The organism is Glycomyces luteolus (genome assembly GCF_027622875.1).
Taxonomy (GTDB): domain Bacteria; phylum Actinomycetota; class Actinomycetes; order Mycobacteriales; family Micromonosporaceae; genus Glycomyces; species Glycomyces luteolus.
Genome location: NZ_JAPZVP010000003.1, coordinates 221,270 through 239,257 on the forward strand (window position 1 = coordinate 221,270; position 17,988 = coordinate 239,257).

Genomic DNA, 17,988 nt, shown 5'->3' on the forward strand with positions numbered 1-17,988 from the left:
ACATGTCACGCATGACGCGCCATTTCCCGGACCCGCCAATGGAAGCCCACCGCTCAGAGGACCGGCACACGGCCGGCTCCCGGCTCCCGGCTCCCGGCTCCCGGCTCCCGGCTCCCGGCTCCCGGCTCCCGGCTCCCGGCTCCCGGCTCCCGGCTCCCTGAATAGGGTTGCCGCCGCAACGCCCGAGTGTTTGGATCGAGTCATGCCAAGCACCGCGCAATACCTGGGTTTCGTCGTCGCCGCGCTCATCCTGATCCTCATCCCCGGCCCGTCGGTCATGTTCACCGTCAGCCGGGCCCTGGCCTATGGCCGCACCCAGGCCGTGCTCACCGCCTGGGGCAACGCGATCGGCACCTTCGCGGCCGCGACCCTCGCGGCCGTCGGGCTCGGCGCGCTCATCCAGGAGTCGGCGCTGGCGTTCGCGGTCGTGAAGTACGCGGGCGCGGCGTACCTGGTGTTCCTGGGCGTCAAGGCGCTGCGCGACCGCAAGGGCCTGATGGCCGCGCCCGAGGACGAGGCGGGGAGTCCGAAGCGGGCGCTGGCGACCATGGCGGAGGGCTTCGTGGTGGGGATGCTCAACCCGAAGACGATCCTGTTCTTCCTGGCGATCCTCCCCCAGTTCATCAACACCGGGTCCGGCTCGGCCACGGTGCAGATGCTGCTGCTCGGCGCGACCTTCGCGGCCCTCGCGGCGGCCTGCGACACGGTCTGGGGCCTGGTGGCCGCGGCCGCCCGCGACGTGCTCCGCCGCCCCCGCCCGAAGCTGATCCTCAGCCGCACGGGCGGCACGGCCCTCATCGGCCTCGGCATCGCCGCCGCGGCAGGGGAACGGGCCTGACAGACGCCGTTCGAACCGTTGGCACGCGGCCCTTCGGATTCGGGGGGCGGCGCTATTCGAAACGCCCGACCTCGGGTGGCGGATCCATTTGGGAGCGCTTGCATATAGATAATCATAGATATATAGTGTGTGGACCCCTCACCGCGATCCCCGCATCTCACGGCTCGCACGGCCCGCTCGGGCCGTCACGACGCCTCCGGCAGCGTCAAGAGAGGACCCCATGTCAGCCATCTCCCTCCCCCGTATGCGAAGAAGCCTGATCGCCGCGGCCGCAGCAGTGTTCGTCGCAGCGGCCGCGCTCATCGCGGTCATGATCCCGCAGCCCGCCAACGCCGCGTCCCTCACCAGGATCACGGACTTCGGGAGCAACCCCAGTAACCTGGAGATGTACCTCTACGTCCCCGACAACGTGGCCCCCGAACCGGCCATGGTCCTCGGCATCCACTGGTGCACCGGCTCGGCCAACGACTTCTACAACGGCACCGAATGGGCCCGCCTCGCCGACCAGTACGGCTTCATCGTGGTCTACCCCTCGGTCACGCGCTCGAGCAAGTGCTGGGACGTCGCATCAGCGGCCTCCTTGAGCGGCACCGGATCCGACTCGCTCGGCATCAAGTCCATGATGGACTGGACGATCCGCGAGCACAACGTCGACACCGACCGGATCTTCTCCACCGGCATCTCCTCCGGCGCGATGATGACCAACGTGATGCTCGGCGTCTACCCCGAGGTCTTCGAAGCGGGCGCGGCGTTCTCCGGCGTCCCCTACACCTGCTTCCGGACCACCAACGGCTCCGAGTGGAACTCGGAGTGCTCGCAGGGCCGGATCAACCGCACCCCGCAGCAGTGGGGCGACGAGGTCCGAACCACCAACCCCGGCTACACCGGCCCGTGGCCGCGCATGCAGATCTGGCACGGCACCAACGACGACGTGCTGTTCTACCAGAACTTCCAAGAGCAGATCGACCAGTGGACGAACGTCAACGGCACCGACCAGGCGCCCGAGCTCTCCGACACGCCGCAGGCGAACTGGAACCGGACCCGCTACGGCGGCACCGGCGCGCAGGCCCAGGTCGAGGCGATCAGCCTCCAGGGCGTCGGCCACAACCTGATGGCGAACGGCATGGCGGCCAAGGCGCTCGAGTTCTTCGGCATCGACAAGCCGGTCGACCCGACCACCTCGCCGACGACCGGCCCGACGGACCCGACCACGAGCCCCACGGGCGGCCCGGCGGGCGGGTGCTCGGCGGTCATCAAGGTGGTCAGCACCTGGAACTCGGGTTGGCAGGCCAATGTGGACGTGACGGCGGGCAGCGCCGCGATCACCGGCTGGACGCTCAAGTGGACCTGGCCGAGCGGGCAGACGATCTCCAGTTCGTGGAACGCGGGCGTGACCAGTTCGGGCGCTTCGGTGACGGCCGAGGACGTGGGCTGGAACGGCTCGGTCGCCGCGGGCCAGACCCGCACCTCCACCTGGGGCTTCATCGGCACCGGAACGGCCGCCACCCCGGCCGTGACGTGCACACCCGCGTGATCCCCTTACCCCACCGAAGGAACGGGGCCGCGGTCGCTCAGGCGATCGCGGCCCCGTCGGCCTACCGGGCCGCCGCGCCCGCCCGCAGGCGGGCGCCCAGGAATTCGAGGATCTCGCGGCGAGCGGGCCGAGCGGCCGGGACGACGCCGGGGATGCTGATGAACTTGTGCACCGCATTCGGGTAGGCGGTGAAGCGGGCGTCGTTCCCGGCGTCGCGCAGCCGCTCGACGTATTCGCGCCCGTGGTCGTACACGGGGTCGAGCTCCCCCGCGACCGCCAGCGCGGGCGGAAGGCCGTGCAGGTCCGCGGTCGCCAAGGGGGACACGAGGTCCGGATCGAACCCGGCGGGGAGGGCGATGCGGCGGGCGAGGCGCAGTTCACCTGCCGAGAGCCCTGGCCGGCCGATGTTGCGGGCGACCGAGGGGTGGTCGGTCATGGTCGCGGTCCAGTCCAGGGCCGCGTAGACGAGGACTTGGGCGCTGACGGCCGGGCCGGTCTCGCGGGAGCGCAGCGCGAGCAGCGCGGCGAGGGCGCCTCCGGCGCTCTCGCCGACGACGGCGATCCTGGCGGGGTCGATGCCCCAGCCGGAGGGGTCGCCGGCGAGCAGGTCGAGCGTGTCGCAGGCGTCCTCGACGGGCGCGGGGAGCGGGTGCTCGGGGGCGAGCCGGTATTCGACGGCGACCACGACGGCGGGGAGCCGGGCCGCGAGACGGCTGTTGAGCCAGTCGTTCTGGGCGGCGGTGCCGGTGATGAAGCCGCCGCCGTGGAAGGAGAGGACGAGCGGGAGCCGTTCGTGGGGGCCTTTGGGGCGGTGGACGCGCAGGGTGAGTCGGCGGCCGGGCAGTTCGACGGTGCGCTCCTCGATGCCGGCGCGGCGGTCGGGCAGGCCGGCGACGATGCGCATGGCCGGTGAGCGGAGCAGGCGGACGAGCTTGGCGCGACCGGCGATGACCTCGTCGGCGGTCACGGATTCCCAGTCGGGTCGGTCCTTGAGGAGCAGGCGGGCGCCGATCGGGGCTTTGGTGGTCATGGTGTCCTCCCGGTTTAATTACGCTACTTCCGGTAGCGTAATCGACGGGATAGCCTGATCCCGTGCAGGCATCCACTTCCCCGGCCGGTCGACCCCGCTCGGACCTCAACGCCGACGTGTTCGCCGCGACGCTCCGCTCGGTGCACGAGTTCGGGTACGCGGGCGCGACCATGGACCGGATCGCGGTCGCGGCGGGCGTGGCGAAGACGACGCTGTACCGGCGCTGGCCGTCGAAGGGCGCGCTGATCACCGCGTGCCTCGTGGACGTGTTCGGCCCCGCGCCGGTCGTGAGCGAGGACCGCGAGGAGCTCCTGACCACCGCGATCCGCTGGGGGGCGGCGAAGATCGCCGAGGCCGGTGTGGGCGCGGCGTTCGCGGGCGTGTTCACCGACGCGGTCAGCGATCCGGGGCTGCGCGAGATCCTGTCGACCGAGTTGCAGGCGCCCTACCTGCGGGTCCTGCAGTACGCGCTCGGCGAGTCCGAGCAGCGCGTCCGGTTCGTCATCGACGTCATCATCGGCACGCTGCTCCACCGCATGGGGATCTCGGGGGAGCCGATGGCCGAGGACGACGTCGAGGCGCTGATCGCGATGGTGCTCGGCGTCTTCCGCTGAGCGCATCGGCACGCGCGAAACCCTAGACTGGCCTCACCGCGCGCACAACGCCGTGCAGGACATGAACGGAGCCGCCTGAGATGACCGAGTTTCCCCCTGAGGTCCGCGACCGGTTCGCCGGTGCGGGCATGGACCTCGACAAGCTGTTCTCCGCCGGCGAGCTGGGCGACCGCATGGGGATCGAGGTGCTCGAGGCCGCCCCGGAGCGGGTGGTGGCGCAGATGGCGGTCGAGGGGAACCGGCAGCCGTACGGACTGCTCCACGGCGGGGCCTCGGCGGTCCTGGCCGAGACGCTCGGGTCGGTCGGGTCGATGCTGCACGCCGGGCCCGGGAAGATCTCGGTGGGCGTGGACCTCAACGTGACCCACCACCGGGCGGTCCGCTCGGGCACGGTCACCGGCGTCGCCACGCCGATCCACCGTGGACGGTCGACCGCGACGTACGAGATCGTCGTCAGCGACGAGCACGGCAAACGCGTCTGCACCGCGCGCCTCACCTGCCTGATCCGGGACGCGCCGCAGGACTGAAGCCGCAACCGCCGCAATCATCCAGGCGTTCAGCGCAGTCGTTCCATGAAGTCCCCGATGAGCGGGGCGATGACGTCCAGGTGCGTCTCGAGGGTGAAGTGCCCGGCCTCGAGCAGGTGCAGTTCGGCCTCCGGCAGGTCGCGCAGGTAGGCGCGGGCGCCCGCTTCGGTGAAGAACGGGTCGCCGGTGCCCCAGACGACGAGGGTCGTCGGCCGGTGCTTGCGCAGCCACGCCTGCCAGCCGTCATATCGATCCACATTCGACTTGTAGTCGAACGCCAGCGCGACCTGGGCCTCCTTGCGGCCGGGCAGGTCGAGGTAGTGCTGGTCGAGCATCCAGCTCTCGGGCGCGATCAGCGAGGGGTCGGGCGCGCCGGTCTCGTACTGGAACCTGGTGCCCTCCAGGGTGAGCAGGTCGCGGATCTGGCCTTCGGCGCCGGTCTGCTCGGGGGCGAGCGCGATGAAGCTCCGCGCGGCCTCGGAGAGGCCGTCGGCGTAGGCGTTGCCGTTCTGGACGACGAGGCCGGTGATCGACTCGGGCCGCCGTTCGGCGAGGCGGAGGCCGACGGGGGCGCCGAAGTCGAAGAGGTACATGGCGAAGCGGTGCAGGTCGAGCCGGTCGACGAAGCCTTCGACGATGTCGGCGAGGCGGTCGAAGGTGTAGGTGAAGTCGTCGGGGGCGGTGGTCTGGCCGAACCCGGGGTAGTCGGGGGCGATGAGGCGGTGGTCGGCGCCGAGGGCGTCGATGAGGCGCCGGAACTGGTGCGAGGCGGTCGGGAAGCCGTGCAGGAGGAGCAGGACGGGGGCGTCGGCGCGGTCGGGAACGGATTCGCGGTAGTGGACTTCGACGCCGTCGATGTCGATGCGGCCGTGGCGGACCAAGGGGAGTCGGTTCATCGTTCACACGCTTTCTCTGCTTGATGTTCCATTAGCTTCGAGACATCATGCTAATGCATATCTGATTCGATGTAGCATTAGGGTTATGAACGCGACGACACCACTGGTCGGCGAGCCCCTGGCCATTGATCTGGTGAACACCGTGACCGCGGAAGGGGACCTGCTCGAGGACACGGACGCGCTGGGCGCGTGGCTGGCGCTCGAGGCCGACCGGCTGCCGGGGTTCGACGGGGACGCCGATCGCGCTGCACTGCAGGCGGTGCGGTCGGTGCGCGAGCACGCGGCGGCCGCGTTCGGCGCTCTGGCCGAGGGGCGGCGCCCGCCGGAGTCGAGCCTGCGGGGCCTAGCGGCGGCGGTGAACGCCGCGCCCGGGCGCGTGCGGCTCGCGTGGGACGGCACGGCGGTGGCGGCGAGCGTGCGGCGCGAAGGCGCTGCGGCCGAACGGCTCGCCGCCGACCTCGCCCAGGCGGCGGTCGACCTGCTCACCGACCCGGCCGTGGCGAAGCTGCGCCGGTGCGGCGCCGAGGACTGCGTGCTGCTCTTCGTGCCGGCGCATCCGCGCCGCCAGTGGTGCTCCCCCGAACGCTGCGGCAACCGCGTCCGCGTCGCCCGCTATTACGAACGCCGCAAGGCGGAACGCTGAGGCACGGGCCTCAGTGGACCGCGTCGATGAGGTAGACCGAGCTCGTCCCCCAGTCGCATACGGCGAGTCGGCCGTCGGGCGCCACGGTGATCCCGGTGGGGCTGTCGAAGCCGTCGGCGACGGTGGTGCGGGTGCCGTCCGGTTCGATCATGTCCACAGTCGAGCCTCCGTAGTCGACGACGTACACCGCGCCCCCGCCCGCGGGGGCGATGCCGGGTCCGGGGCTGGAGAGCTCGGTGTTGACGTGCTCGGCCTCGGTGCCGCCGGAGACGAGGGAGACGCCGCCGTTGATGTTGCTGACCATGAGGTCGCCGTTGTCGAGTTCGACGGCGCCGACCGGGGTCTGCAGTCCGGTCGCGACCACGCGCGTCTGGCCTTCGGCGTCGGCCGCGAGGATCTCGTCGGCCTGGCGGTTGGCGATCAGCAGTTCGCCCGCGGCGTTGAACGACAGCCCGGCGGGCGTCGCGAGGCCCTCGACGAAGACCTCGGGCTCGCCGTCCTCGCTGAAGCGCCAGACCACGTCGCCGCCGTACGAGGCGGCGTAGACCACGCCTTCGGCGTCGATCGCCAGGCCGGAGGGGCCGTCGAGGTCGCTGGCGAAGGTGCTGCGCTCGCCGTCTTCGGTGAACCGCTCGATGGTGCCGCCGGACCAGTTCGCGATGTACAGGGCGCCGTCGGCGTCGTAGGCCATCCCCACCGGCGAGGAGAGGCCGTCCCAGACGGCTTCCCCTGGCCCTTGCATCGAGCCTGCGCCCGAGTCGGTGCCGGTCGCCTCCGTTTCGGTTGGGGTGCAGGCTGTCGCGGCCACGATCGCCGCCATCGCCGGGACGACGAGGAGACGGCGGGCCCGCCCGCCGTTCGCCGCGTTCGCTTCGTTGGGCTGCTGTGGGTTCGCGCGCATGGTCTTCTCACTCCATAATGGTTCGATTGGACGTTGCTTGAGTGCGTCGGTATTGGATGGCCCGCGACCATGTCGCTCAGGCCAGGCGGTTCCTGATGCGTTGCGCCGCAAAGGCGGTCAGTGTCCCTGCGGCGAGCAGCGCCCCGGCCGCGGCGCAGACGCCGATGAAGCCCGCGCCGTCCGCGGCGGCAGCGAACTGCGGCCCGAGGCTCGCGCCCACGAACAGGACGAACGTGTAGAGGGCGGTGGCCGCGGCCCGGGCCTGGCCCGCGACCTCGCCGACCGCTTCGATGAGTCCCGGGGCCGAGAGCCCGATGCCGCTGACGAATACGAACAGGCTCAACGCGATCGCCCACATGCCGAACCCGGAGACGGCGGCGGTGAGGAGCGCCCCGGCGGCAGCGGTGGCGAGGGCCCCGACCACACGGGCGGCCGCGGGAACATGCCGCAGGCGTCCCGCGATCCAGGGCGCGGCGAGGAAGGCGGGCAGCGCCGAGGCGCGCAGGGCGAGCATCTCGGCGGGGTGGCCGGACAGGCCTTCGGGACCGACCGTTTCGAGTCCTGTGTAGACCGCGACGAACGAGGAGAGGACGGTGGCCGTGGCGAGGTAGAGCAGGATCGTGTCACGGCGGCGAAGGAGCGCCGCCATGGCGCCCACCGGGCTGATCCGCTTGCCGCCCTGGCGTTCCGGGTCGGGTTCGAGCACGAACCACAGGATGACCGCGAGCGCCAGCAGGGCGGCCGCCCCGCCGAAGAACGGGGCCTGCCAGCCGAACGCGGGCAGCAGCACGGTCGCCGCGACCTGGGCGATGATCGCAGAGCCGATGAAGCCGCTGGTCATTGCGGTGAGCGCGATCGCGCGCCGCGGCGGTGCGATGCGCTCGGCGACGTAGGCGAGGGCTGCCGGGGTGAAGAACGCGGAGGTGAAGCCCTGGACGACTCGGAGGGCCAGTCCGGCGGTGAGGCCGTCGGCGAGGCCGACGGCGGCAGTGGCGAGGGCGGCGGCGACGAGCCCGGTGAGGAGCACGCGGCGGCGGCCGAAGCGGTCGGCGGCGGGGCCGGAGAACAGGAGCCCGGTCGCGTAGGCGAAGCCGAACGCGGTGACCATCCAGGCGGTTCGGGCGGTGCCCGCGCTCCAGCCTGAGGCGAGTTCGCCGAGGAGCGGGATGACGACGTAGAGCTGGCCGACGATGCAGACCGCCGACGCGGCGAGCGGAACGATCGTGCGTCCGGTCGGGACCCAATGCGTCGCAGCGCCGTCGCCCGGCGGCGCGGATCGGATCGGGGCTTCCTGCCTCATGGCCCCATTAGACCACCAACTCGTTTGTTGGTCAACATCAGAGTTGGAGTATTATTGCCTGCATGTCGGATCCAGACCTTCGTAAACCAGACGAGACCGCCCAGACGTCAACGATGACGACCCGCGAGAAACTCCTCCACGCCGCCCGGGAGGTGTTCGCCGAGCAGGGACTCGCCCACACCCGCATCTCCGACATCGCCGTGCGGTCCGGCGTCAACCGCGAGCGGGTCTACGGGTACTTCGGCAGCAAGGAAGGGCTCTTCGACGCCGTCATCAACGACGCGCTCGACGAACTCGCGGAGGCCGTGCCGCTCACGCCCGGCGAGGACCTCGTCGAGTACGTGGACCGGGTGCACGAGTTCCACCGCCTCCACCCGCAGCTGCTCCGGCTGCTGCTCTGGGAGGCGCTGCACTACCGGTCCGAACCGCTGCCGGGCGAGGAGGACCGGCGGGCGCGGTACCGGGAGAAGGTAGGTGCGCTGGAGCAGTCGCTCGGCGCGGCGCAGGGACGGCTCCAGGCCGCCCCCACGCTGTTCATCCTCATCGGACTCGCGGCCTGGCCGAGCGTCGTCCCGCAACTCGCGCGCCTCATCATGGGCGCCGACACGAGCGAGGACCCCGAGCTCATGCGCGCACACGTGCTCTCGTTCGCAAGCGCGGCACTGCGACCGGAGGACCAGGCGGCGGCAGCCGAAACGAAGGACTGACGAGCGGTAACGGCTCAGCGCACAAAGTTATCCACAGGCAGAAAACTTCCTGTTGCGACTCGACTACCGCACGTGTCAGCCTTGATACAAAAAACCATCCGGCTCCCGCGGGATGGCGGCGACAAAGGGGATTCGCGAACGTCGCCATACCGAGGCCGCGCGCGGGAAGCCCCCCGCGCGCGGCCGCCGCAGGAGCCGCCTCCTCCATGGAAATGCGGGCGGCACTCGCCGGCTCACAGCCGCAGCCGAGAGAAGCCGCCCAGCGAGCCACCGAGCTGCCCTTCGCGACTGGCGCTCATGCCTTCGTGAACGGCCAGGCGAGCCGGGCCTCTCGCGCACACGCGAGGCGATCAGGCCGGCCCCCGAGAGCGGCCGAGCGGACCGGCCTTCGCGACTGGCGACGAGGAAATCGGGCCAGCCTCCGCGAACAGCCGGGCGGAGCTGACAGCTGCGACCCGTGGTCAGGCGAGGAGATCGTTCATCGTGCCGTAGCCGATGCCGCCCTCGATCGCTTCGTACGAACCGTCTTCAAGGAACCCGACCGCCGCCTTGCGGGCCAGTTCGTAAGCGGCCGTCGCCAGACCCGGGCCCAGGCTGATCCTCGCCACGCCCAGGCGCTCCAGCTCCGAGGGCGCGAGCGCACCCGGTCCGGCCATCACATTGAGTGGCAAGCGGATCGCCTGCACCAGCGCGGCGATCACGGCCGGATCGGTCACGCCCGGCACGAAGATGCCGTCGGCACCGGCCTCGGCATAGGCCTCGGCGCGGGCCACGGTCGCGTCGAAGCGCTCGGACTCCTCGCCGATACCGGCGAGGTACATGTCGATGCGCGCGTTGATGAACAGGTCCGGCCCGGCGCCCTCCCGGGCCGCGCCCAGGCGCTCCATCTGATCGGCGAGCTCGCGCAGCGACCCGGGGGCCTCCGCCGTGGTGTCCTCGATGTTCACACCCACGGCGCCCGCCTCGGCCACCGCAGCGAGCGTCGCGGCGACCTCCTTCGGCGTGGCACCGAACCCGGACTCGATGTCAGCGGTCACCGGCACGTCCACGACGCGCACGATCCGCGCGATCGCTTCTACGGCAGCGTCGCGGTCGAGCGCGTCGCCGTCGGGACGGCCGAGGCTCCATGCGATCCCGGCGCTCGTCGTGGCGATCGCGGGCGCGCCGGCGGCGGCGATGACCGCCGCGCTGGCGGCGTCCCAGCAGTTCGGGAGGCGCAGGGCCGGGGTGGTGTGGAGGGAGCGGAAGCGGGCGGCGGTCTGGTTCGTCATGTCGACAATGAAAGCAGCGATGTCGCCTCGTGGCTGGCCACTAAGCGACATCACCATCGATCCGCAGGTCGGCTCTGCTCAGGCGTGACCGACGGCCGAGACGATCGCGTCGGCGAGCTCGGTCGGCTTGGTGAACTGCGGCCAGTGGCCGGTCGGCAGGTCGATGTACGCGATGTCCTTGATCGCGGCGAGTTCCCTCACGAACGGCACGCCCTGCTCGATCCAAGCGCGGACCATGGCGCTGCTGAACTCGCAGCAGATGAGGGTGATCGGGACGTCGAAGCGGCGCTCGTCGCCGAGCACCTGCTTGTCGAACGCGGCGCCCCGCGGGGTCGGGATGGCCTTGGCGCGGAAGGCCTCGCGCAGGTCGTCGTCGAGGTCGACCAGGTCTTCGTCCTCGAACACGTTCCAGTCCGGCAGCGGGATCTCGCCGTCGACCACCGGGAGCTCGTCGTTGACGGCCCCGCCGGGGCCGAGCGGCGCGGAGTCGACATAGACGACCCGGGCGATGCGGTCGGGCCGGGCGTCGGCGACCGCGTGCGCGATCGCGCCGCCGGCGGAGTGGCCCACGAGCACGACCGGGCCGTCGAGCGCGTCGACGGCGGCGACCACCGCGTCGACGTGATCGCGGCGGCCGATCCCGCTGCGGTCGGCGTCGCGGGACTCCAAGCCGGGCAGCGTGAGCGGATGGGTTCGGTGCCCGGCCTTCTCGAGCGCGGGCGTGATCTCGCTCCACGAGGACGCGTCGAGCCAGAAACCGGGAATGAGGATGATGTCCATCGCCCGACGATAACGGCAGGGTCCGACAGCGGCGGCTAGTTCGCCGCTCGCAGGGTCATCACCGTGATGTCGGCGTCCGCGCCGACCCGGATCGGGGGGCCGTTCGTGCCCGCGCCGTTCGTCACGTACACCTGCGTGTCCCCATGCTGCTCAAGGCCGGAGAGCTGCCCGCTGCGGATGAGCGACGCGTAGTGGACGGGCCACATCTGCCCGCCGTGGGTGTGGCCGGAGAGCTGGAGGTCCACGCCGTACCCGGCGATCCGCTCGACCGCGTTCGGCTGGTGGGCCATCAGGATCACCGGGCGATCGGGATCGCGGTCGCCAAGGGCCGCTTCGAAGTCGGGGCCGGTCTCGTCCGCGATGTGGCGCTGCTCGACGATGAGGTCGTTGACGCCCGCCAGGTCGAAGCCCGCCAGTTCGACGCGTGTGTTCGGGAGTCCGATCATGCCGAGTTCGGCCACGCGGTCGTACCATTCGTCGGCGCCCACATAGTGCTCGGCGTTCCCCGAGACGAAGTAGGCCCCGTCGCGCGCTTGGAGTCTCGCGAGCGGGTCGGTCGCGTCCCGGACCTGGTCGGCCTCGTTGCTGGCGAGGTCGCCGACGAACGCGATGAGGTCGGCTTGGGCCCGGTTGATCTGGTCGACCACGCGCCGGCAGTACTCGCGGCCGCGGATCGCGGAGAAGTGCGTGTCGCCGACGACGGCGATCCGGTAGCCGTCGAATCGCGGTGGGAGGCGGGCCAGGTCGACCGTGACGGGTTTGAGCGGCGGCGTCCGGTAGCCCTCGTACAGGCCGTGGCCGACCGTGGCGACGGCGAGCGCCGAGGCGCTGAGCCCGATGGCGCGGGACATGACTCGTCGTCGGGTCTGACCGGTGCCATGTGATGTGGTACCGGGGTTGATGACTTCGGTTTCGCCGCTTGGGGTGGTGGCGTGTGACGTATTGCTGGGGTCGGTGTTCGGGATGCGCTCAGATGCCGCGGGCAAAGGCACCGCAGCGGCGGATGGCGTAGCGGCTGGTGTCGAGTCGGAGGGCGGTGCGGCGGCTGGTGCCGCGGCGGCAAGCGGGGCCGCCGGTCGCCGCCGCAGTCTGAGCCTGATGAGGATCGAGCGGAGGTGGTGCCAGAACCCGTCCGCGCGGTCGGCGGCGATCTCGGCCTCGGACATGTTTCGGCGGGACCGGCGGATGAGGACGAACCGCAGCGCCTCTCCCACGACGAGCAGACCGAACAGGTACATGAAGATCCCGAACCAGATCCAGCCCGGCCAGCCCACGAGTTCCTGGAGCCGCATCGGCGCCTCGGACGGCGCGAACATCCGCGCGAGCAGTCCGAGCACCGTCAGGACGCCGAGTACGACCGCCCCGATCGGGCGCCACGCCGAGCGCGGCTTCGTCGTGTCGCGGAAGAGCCGCCACCACAGGTAGTAGTGCAGTGCGGCGAAGCCGACCGTGACGGCGAGGAGGCGGACGACGAACCAGGCGAAGGCCATCAGCGGCCGACTGCGGCGCCGCCGCCGATCACTGCCGCTGTGCGTCCCATGTGCCTGTCTCCTTCGGTTGCAGTCGCCGCAGCGATGCTAGCTCGCGCGGGTCGGCGCGGGCGGGCGGCGGGTCGCCTCTCGGTGCGTGTTGCGGTGGTGGCGTTCGGGTCGCGGTCAGGGCCTGGCGATCTGGACGAGGTCGGGGTTCTGGCCTCGGCGGGCGAGGAGGGCCCTTCCCTGCGGGAGCTGGCGGCTGGCGGTGCCGTTGATGAGGCGGCCTTCGAGGCGGTCGCCGGAGAAGAGGAGGCCGGGGCTGGACATGTCGCAGAGCTGGCGCAGCAGCGGTTCGTAGACGGCGCGGCTGGCGCCGCCGGTGCGGCGGGCGAGGATGAGGTGAAGGCCGAGGTCGGCGCCGTGGGGGGCGAGTTCGGTCAAGGGCGCCAAGGGGTTGCCGGCGGTGGTGACGACGAGGTCGTAGTCGTCGACGACGACGAAGACCTCGGGGCCGGTCCACCAGTCGCGGTCGCGCAGCTGCTGGGGCGTGACGTCGGGGCCGGGCAGGCGCTTCTTGAGGGCCTCGGCGAGCTCGGCGGCGTTCTGGGCGGCGTGGGCGGCGGTGTTGCAGTAGGTGATGAGGTGGTCCTCGGGGACCTCCTCGAGGTGCGAGCGGCGGTAGTCGACGAGGAAGATCCCCGCTTCGGTGCCGGGCCGCCGCACGATCTGCCGCATGATGCCGCGCAGGAGCGTGGTCTTGCCGGTCTGGGTGTCGCCGAAGACGACCAGGTGGGGGTCGGTCTTGAAGTCGATCACTGCCGGGGCGAGATCGCTTTCGGCGACGCCGACGACGGGCGCGAGCGCGTACGGGTCGCCGGTGGGGGACGCGGCGGGCGGGACGAGTTCGTGCAGCGCCACGTCGACCGGGAGTGCTTTGACGGCGGCGACGCCGGGTCCGGGCCAGCGGCGCCGGACTTCGTCGGCGAGGTCGGCGAAGGCCTCGGCGAGGTCCTCAATGGAGTCTCGGTCGTCGATGCGAGGCAGGGCGATGTGCCCGAAGCGCTTGTCGGAGGTGAGGACTCGGCCGGGCACTTCCTTGGGGAGTTCCTCGATGAGTTTGCGGTCGATGCCGGAGTCGAAGGCGTCGGCGAGGCGCAGTTCGATGCGGCCGGAGAACGAGGCCGCGAGGCGGGCGCGCACCTGCGTGGAGTTCACGGCGGTGAGCACGACGTGCACGCCGAGCGCGGGGCCGCGGGAGGCGATCTCCGTGAGCAGGTCGTTCGCGTCTTCGTTGGCCTCGGTGAGGCCGCCCCAGCCGTCGATCACGAGCACGAGGTCGCCCGGGACGTCGACGGCGCCTTCGGCTGCGGCGCGGCGCAGACCGGCGGCCGAGTCGATGGCCTTGCCGCGCATCAGGGTTTCACGGGAGTCGAGGAGCGAGCGGACTTCGGCGAGGGTGCGGGCGACGAGTTCGGGTTCGGCCCGTCCGGCGGCGACGGCGACGTGCGGGAGCGCGGCGAGCCCGCCGAGCGCGCCGCCGCCGTAGTCGATGACGTAGGCGGCCAGCGCGTTCGGCGGGTAGCGCAGGGCGAGGCCCGAGACGAGGGTGCGCAGGAGCGTGGACTTGCCGGAGCCGGGGGCGCCGAGCACGACGAGGTTGGCGTCGGCTCCCGAGAGGTCCCATTCGAGCGGGCCCTGGCGCTGCTCGCGGGGGTGGTCGAGGAGGCCGAGCACGGCCTTGACGGTGCCGTCGAGCGCGGCCGCGTCGGGGCTGATCGCGTTGAGCGGCAATGCTTCGGGGAGGGGCGGGAGCCAGACGGGGCGGACGCGGTCGACGCCTTCGGTGTTCGTCGCGTCGGCGAGGGAGGCGACGAGGACGCGCAGCACGCTGTGCTCGGCGTCCGGCAGCTCCGCCGCACCGCGTGCGGTGCCCGCCAGGGCTTCGACGGTGTGGACGATCGGCGGGACCGGCCACGGCAGCACCGGCAGTGTCTGCTCGGCCTCCTCGCGCGGCGGCGTGTACTTGCCGGAGACCATGGCGGCCTTGAATCTCGTGAAGATCGTGGTGTCCACTTTGAGGTATCCGGAGCCGGGTTCGGGCGGCAGCCGGTAGGCGTCGGGCACGCCGATGGCCTCGCGGCTCTCGGCCTCGGAGAAGGTGCGCAGGCCGATCCGGTACGACAGGTGGGATTCGAGTCCGCGCAGGTGCGCCGATTCGAGGCGCTGCGTGGCGAGCAGGAGGTGCACGCCGATGGAGCGTCCGATCCGGCCGACCGCGACGAACAGGTCCGAGAAGTCGGGTTTGGCGGTGAGCAGCTCGGAGAACTCGTCGATGATGACGAGCAGGTGCGGCAGCGGCTCAAGCTCCGGGTGCTGCTGGCGCTGTTTGGCGTAGGCGTGGACGTTGGGGAGGTTCCCGGCGTCCTTGAGGAGCTGCTGGCGGCGGCTCATCTCGCCGTAGAGCGCTTCGGCGAAGCGGTCGACGAGCCCGAGGTCGTCGGCGAGGTTGGTGATCGCACCGGCGCTGTGCGGGAGGGCGTCGCAGTCGGCGAATGTGGCGCCGCCCTTGAAGTCCACGGTGAGCAGTGCGAGTCGCTCGGGCGGGTGGCGCACGGCGAGCGCGGCGACGAGGGTGCGGAGGGCCTCGGATTTGCCGGAGCCGGTGGCGCCGACGATGAGGCCGTGCGGGCCCATGCCGCCGAGCGCGGATTCCTTGAGGTCGAGTTCGACGGGGCGGCCGTCGGCGTCGACGGCGAACGGGACGCGCAGCAGCGCGGATTCCTCGCGAGGGGCCCAGGTGCGTTTCCAGTCCACTTCGGCCGGGTCGTCGACGCCGAGGATGTCGGCGAGGCCGTGCACGCCGGAGAGGGCGCGGGAGACGTCGTCGAGGGCGAGCCGCCAGGGGCTGAGGGCTCGCGCGATGGCGGCGAGGTCGGCGGGGTCGAGGCGGTCGGGCGTGCCGGTGGCGGTGGTTTCGGCGATGCTGCCTTCGGTGCGTTCGATGCGGGTGACCGCGACGGTAGCTTCGTCCGCTTTGATGCGTGCGGCGGTGTGCTCGGGTTCTTGGCGCTGTTCGGCGACGAGGGTCCAGAGGTGCACGCCGAGCAGTTGCGGCGCTTCGAAGTCGTTCATCAAGCCCGGCAGGGACACTTGGTGCTCGCCGTCGACGATGACGAGCAGGCGGCGCGAGCCGGGGCCGGGCGGGCCGCCGCGCCTGCGGCGCAGTTCGGCGGCCCGGACGGCGAGGTCCTCGGCGAGGATCTCGGTGAGTTCGATGGTGGTGGGGCAGATGAGCGGGACGGGGGCCTCGCTGTCCGAGGGGTCGGCGAGGAGGTGCGGCAGCCATGAGAGCTTCGTCCACTCGGGAGCGACGGAGGGGTGGGCGACGATCGCCACGCGGAGGTCCTCGGGGGCGACCAGGACCGCGAGTTGGGCGAGCATCGCCTGGGCGGCGGCCCGCGTGTGCGCGTAGTCGCCGACGATCGCGGTGTCGCCGATCTCGGCGAGGTCGAGGGTGAGCGGCTGGTCGGCGAGGCGCGCGTATTGGTCCACCAGTTCCTCGGCGCCCGACTGGCATACCGGGTCGTAGACGGTGAGCGGGCTCTGCTCGTCGAGTTTCAGCGACAGGGACCGGCTGAGCGGCACCGCCGCGAGTCCGCATCGGACGGTCAGCAGGTCGGTGTCGGTGGCCCGCCGCTCCCACCGGCGGCCCGGGTCGCACGCGAGGCCGAGCAGCAGTCCGGGGTGCGGGTGGCGGCGGGCCGCGTGGTCGCGCTGGGCCTTCACCGCTTCGCGGATGGTGTGCCGGGCGTCCTCGAGGTAGTCGAGGTAGCGTTCGCGCTCCTGCCGGAGCTTCCGCCTGGGGCCCGAGCGCATCGCGGCGAACAGCACGATGCCCATGGCGACGCTGGCGACGAGCATGAGCAGGCCCGCCGTGGCGTACAGCGGCCGCTGGAGGTTCGACAGGACCATGATCATCGCGCCCGATCCGGACATGAGCGGCATCATGAGCATCGGCGCGCCCATCGCGGCCGATGGCGGATCGCCCAGGGCCGGAGGCGAAGCGAGCGTGATCGGCTCGGTCGAGACCTCGGTGGCGGGGCGGCGCGCGGGGCGGCGGACGACGTCGGTGCCCATGTCAGATCCCGGCGACCATCGCGTAGAGGCCCGCGAGGTGCCCGGCCAGGACGATCATGCACGCCACCAGGATCGTCTCCGCGACGGCCACGACCCGCCGCCACCAGGCGGCCGAGACCGCCGAACGGGACACCGAGGCCACGGACACGTACGCGAGCCCGGCCAGGACCGCCAGCGCCGGGAGCCAGGCCAGGAGGGGTTCGGACTGGTCGATCCATTGCCATGCGGCCCACGCGAGTGCGGTCATGCCGGTGAGGCGGAGTGGGGCGACGTGGCGGACGAGGTCGAAGATCCGGGAGCGGGTGAGGAGTGCGAGTGCGGCGCCGGTGCCCATGAGGGCGGCCCAGGTGTCGGGCTTGGCGGCGAGGAGGGTGGCGGCTGCGGCGGTGGTGGCGGCGAGGCCGCAGATGGCGCCGGTGAGGCGGGCGTCGGTGGCTTCGAGGCGGCGTGCGAGGTGCAGGTCGGTGGTGGGTTCGCCGGCGCGGACGTCGCGGTCGAGGGTGAAGAGTCCGGCGGAGGCCATGGCGAGGCGGGGTATGAGGGCGATCGCGAAGAGTCCGATGAGGATGGTGAGGCTTTGGGCTCGGGTGGGGCTGAGTCCGGTGTGGGCCCAGAGTGCCCATGCGAGGGCGGTGAGGGCGAGTGCGCTGGCGGTGCCGACGGCGTAGGCGGTGGCGAGGCGGGCTCCGGCGCGGGCGGCGACGATGAGGGCGAGTGCGGCGATGCCCGCGCCGATGAGTTGGGTGGCGGGGTGGGCGGTGCCGTCGGGGGCGAGGACGTCGACGGCGCTGTAGCCGGCGCGTCCGGCCCAGAGGGCGCCGCCGGTGAGGGCGAGGTGGGTCATGAGGTCGTGCTGGCGGGCGGACCACCAGGACATGAGGACGGCGAGGAGGCTGATGAGGCCGCCGGTGAGGAGGATGGCTTGGTCGGTGCCGGGGCTGAATGCGGCGGCGGCGATGAGGAGTCCGGCGGTGGCGACGGCGAGGAGGCGGCCGGTGGCGGGGTCCCAGCGGGCGCCGCTGGCGTCGACGGCGTCTTCGACGGCGTCGCGGACGTCTTCGACGGTGTCGGGGAGGGCGGCGGCGGTGGCGTCGTGGAGGAGGAGTACGCCGCCGTCGGGGACGGCTCGTGCGGCGAGGGTTTCGGCGGGTGTGAAGGTGGTGCCGTCGATGGTGGACAGTGCCCAGCCGGTGCCGTCTTCGTCGGGTTCCTCGGGTCCGGTGTGCCGCAGGAGTTGCGGGAGGAGTTCGGCGATGGGGAGGTCGTCGGGGAGCGCGAGGTCGCGGGTGGCGCGGGGGCCGACGACGGTGACGGTGCTGTATCGACCGGGCAAGG

At 71.7% G+C, this 17,988-nt stretch carries 15 protein-coding genes; 6 read left to right on the forward strand and 9 right to left on the reverse strand.

Annotation, left to right across the window (positions count from 1 at the left end; all coding sequences use genetic code 11):
- The first annotated feature begins 202 nt into the window (after positions 1-202).
- Together O1R50_RS04935 and O1R50_RS04940 are read left to right on the forward strand one after the other, a co-directional pair.
- Positions 203-838 (forward strand): LysE family translocator, encoded by a 636-nt coding sequence (locus O1R50_RS04935; protein WP_270108777.1) that lies wholly within the window; start codon positions 203-205, stop codon positions 836-838.
- A gap of 244 nt (positions 839-1,082) precedes the next feature.
- On the forward strand, positions 1,083-2,372 hold the full coding sequence (locus O1R50_RS04940) for an extracellular catalytic domain type 1 short-chain-length polyhydroxyalkanoate depolymerase (protein WP_270108778.1): 1,290 nt from the start codon (positions 1,083-1,085) through the stop codon (positions 2,370-2,372).
- A gap of 61 nt (positions 2,373-2,433) precedes the next feature.
- On the opposite strand, the gene O1R50_RS04945 is transcribed toward O1R50_RS04940, so the two are convergent.
- A complete protein-coding gene (locus O1R50_RS04945) occupies positions 2,434-3,402 on the reverse strand; it encodes an alpha/beta hydrolase (RefSeq protein ID WP_270108779.1) in 969 nt (322 codons plus the stop codon).
- 62 nt (positions 3,403-3,464) lie between these two features.
- On the opposite strand from O1R50_RS04945, the gene O1R50_RS04950 reads away from it, so the two are divergent.
- Both O1R50_RS04950 and O1R50_RS04955 read left to right on the forward strand, forming a co-directional pair.
- On the forward strand, positions 3,465-4,016 hold the full coding sequence (locus O1R50_RS04950) for a TetR/AcrR family transcriptional regulator (protein WP_270108780.1): 552 nt from the start codon (positions 3,465-3,467) through the stop codon (positions 4,014-4,016).
- A gap of 80 nt (positions 4,017-4,096) precedes the next feature.
- The gene (locus O1R50_RS04955) at positions 4,097-4,543 is read left to right on the forward strand and encodes a PaaI family thioesterase (RefSeq protein WP_270108781.1); all 447 of its coding nucleotides are present in this window, start codon (positions 4,097-4,099) and stop codon (positions 4,541-4,543) included.
- Between the two features lie 29 nt (positions 4,544-4,572).
- Here O1R50_RS04955 and O1R50_RS04960 read toward each other — a convergent pair whose 3' ends face one another.
- A complete protein-coding gene (locus O1R50_RS04960) occupies positions 4,573-5,439 on the reverse strand; it encodes an alpha/beta fold hydrolase (protein ID WP_270108782.1) in 867 nt (288 codons plus the stop codon).
- An 85-nt stretch (positions 5,440-5,524) separates the two neighbouring features.
- Between O1R50_RS04960 and O1R50_RS04965 the strand changes: the two genes are divergently transcribed.
- Positions 5,525-6,082, forward strand: a complete 558-nt coding sequence (locus O1R50_RS04965; protein WP_270108783.1) for a CGNR zinc finger domain-containing protein — start codon at positions 5,525-5,527, stop codon at positions 6,080-6,082.
- 10 nt (positions 6,083-6,092) lie between these two features.
- On the opposite strand, the gene O1R50_RS04970 is transcribed toward O1R50_RS04965, so the two are convergent.
- Together O1R50_RS04970 and O1R50_RS04975 are read right to left on the reverse strand one after the other, a co-directional pair.
- Positions 6,093-6,983, reverse strand: a complete 891-nt coding sequence (locus O1R50_RS04970; protein ID WP_270108784.1) for an NHL repeat-containing protein — start codon at positions 6,981-6,983, stop codon at positions 6,093-6,095.
- Positions 6,984-7,059: 76 nt separating this feature from the next.
- Positions 7,060-8,283, reverse strand: a complete 1,224-nt coding sequence (locus tag O1R50_RS04975) for an MFS transporter (protein WP_270108785.1) — start codon at positions 8,281-8,283, stop codon at positions 7,060-7,062.
- A 62-nt stretch (positions 8,284-8,345) separates the two neighbouring features.
- Between O1R50_RS04975 and O1R50_RS04980 the strand changes: the two genes are divergently transcribed.
- Positions 8,346-8,990, forward strand: coding sequence for a TetR/AcrR family transcriptional regulator (locus O1R50_RS04980; protein WP_270108786.1), 645 nt, complete (start codon positions 8,346-8,348; stop codon positions 8,988-8,990).
- A 461-nt stretch (positions 8,991-9,451) separates the two neighbouring features.
- Here O1R50_RS04980 and O1R50_RS04985 read toward each other — a convergent pair whose 3' ends face one another.
- The 5 genes from O1R50_RS04985 to eccD all read right to left on the reverse strand — a co-directional run bounded on the left by O1R50_RS04985 (position 9,452) and on the right by eccD (position 17,986).
- Complete coding sequence (locus O1R50_RS04985; RefSeq protein WP_270108787.1) at positions 9,452-10,261, reverse strand: isocitrate lyase/PEP mutase family protein; 810 nt, start codon at positions 10,259-10,261, stop codon at positions 9,452-9,454.
- Positions 10,262-10,339: 78 nt separating this feature from the next.
- Positions 10,340-11,041 (reverse strand): alpha/beta fold hydrolase, encoded by a 702-nt coding sequence (locus O1R50_RS04990; protein WP_270108788.1) that lies wholly within the window; start codon positions 11,039-11,041, stop codon positions 10,340-10,342.
- 35 nt (positions 11,042-11,076) lie between these two features.
- Positions 11,077-12,531: a metallophosphoesterase gene (locus tag O1R50_RS04995; RefSeq protein WP_270108789.1), complete on the reverse strand. Its 1,455-nt coding sequence runs from the start codon at positions 12,529-12,531 to the stop codon at positions 11,077-11,079.
- A gap of 165 nt (positions 12,532-12,696) precedes the next feature.
- On the reverse strand, positions 12,697-16,653 hold the full coding sequence (gene eccCa, locus O1R50_RS05000) for a type VII secretion protein EccCa (protein ID WP_270108790.1): 3,957 nt from the start codon (positions 16,651-16,653) through the stop codon (positions 12,697-12,699).
- A gap of 1 nt (position 16,654) precedes the next feature.
- On the reverse strand, positions 16,655-17,986 hold the full coding sequence (eccD, locus tag O1R50_RS05005) for a type VII secretion integral membrane protein EccD (protein WP_270108791.1): 1,332 nt from the start codon (positions 17,984-17,986) through the stop codon (positions 16,655-16,657).
- Positions 17,987-17,988 lie beyond the last annotated feature (2 nt).